The following is a 1,433-nucleotide window of genomic DNA, read 5'->3' on the forward strand; positions in this document are numbered from 1 at the left end:
AGCGAGGCCGAGGACGCCGTCCAGGAGGCCTGGTTCAAGCTCAGCCGCAGCGACGTCAGCGGCGTGGAGAACCTCAGCGGCTGGCTGACCACGGTCGTCGGCCGCGTCTGCCTCGACATGCTGCGCTCGCGCGGCTCGCGCCGCGAGGACCCGCTGGAGTACTACGTCCCCGATCCGGTGGTCCGGGTCGCCGACACCACCGACCCGGAGCACGCGGCCGAGCTCACCGAGTCCGTCGGGCTCGCGCTCCTCGTCGTCCTGGACACCCTGGGTCCCGCGGAGCGGCTCGCGTTCGTGCTGCACGACATGTTCGCCGTCTCCTTCGACGAGATCGCGAAGATCGTGGACCGCACCCCGGCCGCGACCCGCCAGCTCGCCAGCCGCGCCCGCCGCCGGGTGCAGGACGCCACCCCGGCGCCCGGTCCGGACGCGCGGCGGCAGCGGGAGATCGCCGACGCCTTCCTCGCCGCGGCGCACGGCGGCGACTTCGAGGGGCTGCTCGCCGTCCTCGACCCGGACGTGGTGCTGCGCGCGGACGGGGGCAGGACCCTCGCGGCCGTCTCCAAGGTCGTGCGGGGCGCCGAGGCGGTCATCGCGCAGGCCCTCACGTACGCGAAGTTCCGTACGGGCGTGCTGCAGGTCGTGGCCAACGGCCAGCCCGCGGTGGTGTCGGTCGTCCAGGGCCGCCCCGGCTCGATCATGACGTTCACGATCGTCGAGGACCGCATCGTCGAGCTGCACATCCTGGCGGACCCGGAGCGGATGGCCACGCTCGGCCTCACGGAGGAGGACCTGGCCCGCGCGGAGTACTGAGCCGAGCGGAGTACCGGGACCGGGGCCGTACCGAGTGCGGCTCCGGACGCGCGCGGCCCTCGCCATGTGCGGCCCCGGACACGTGCGCCCTCGCCGCGTGCGGCCCCGGACGGGGGCGGCCCCGGACGGGGGCGGTCCCGGACGGGGGCGGCCCCGGACGAGGGCCGGTCACCTCTCCCTGGCGGCCCACCAGCTCCCGGCCGCCAGGGAGACGCCCGCGCTCGCGACGCCGAGGAGGGCGCCCGCGGCGACGTCGCCCGGGTAGTGCACCCCGGTGTGGACCCGGGAGTAGCCCACGGTCCACGCCAGGGCCACGAGGGGCAGCGAGGCGTGCGGCAGCACCGAGCCGACGGCGGTGGCGAAGGCGACCGCCGACGCGGTGTGCCCGGAGGGGAACGACGCCGAGGCCGGCATGGGGACATGCCGGCCCACCACCACCCGGGCCGCCTCCCGGTCCGGCCTCGGCCGGTGGACGAGCCGCTTGCCGAGCAGGTTCGCCGAGGCCGAGGCCACCGCGATCGCCCCGACCCCGGCGAGCGCGGCCCGGCGCGGCCGGCCCGGCACGAGCGCGAGCGCCGCCGCGCCGAACACCAGCGCCTTCACGAGCCGAACGCCCGCGA

Annotated in this window: 2 protein-coding genes; one reads left to right on the plus strand and one right to left on the minus strand. The window is 76.8% G+C overall.

Annotated elements, in window-relative coordinates:
- The coding region (locus CCN56_RS38895; RefSeq protein WP_086832334.1) for a sigma-70 family RNA polymerase sigma factor at nucleotides 1-813 on the plus strand (813 nt) is incomplete at its 5' end.
- A 168-nt stretch (nucleotides 814-981) separates the two neighbouring features.
- Here the strand turns inward: CCN56_RS38895 and CCN56_RS38900 are convergent.
- Nucleotides 982-1,433, minus strand: a 452-nt coding sequence (locus tag CCN56_RS38900; protein ID WP_143664793.1) for a phosphatase PAP2 family protein, incomplete at its 5' end; no start/stop codon positions are given.

The organism is Streptomyces sp. NRRL B-24572 (assembly GCF_002156145.1).
Taxonomy (GTDB): Bacteria; Actinomycetota; Actinomycetes; order Streptomycetales; family Streptomycetaceae; genus Streptomyces; species Streptomyces vietnamensis.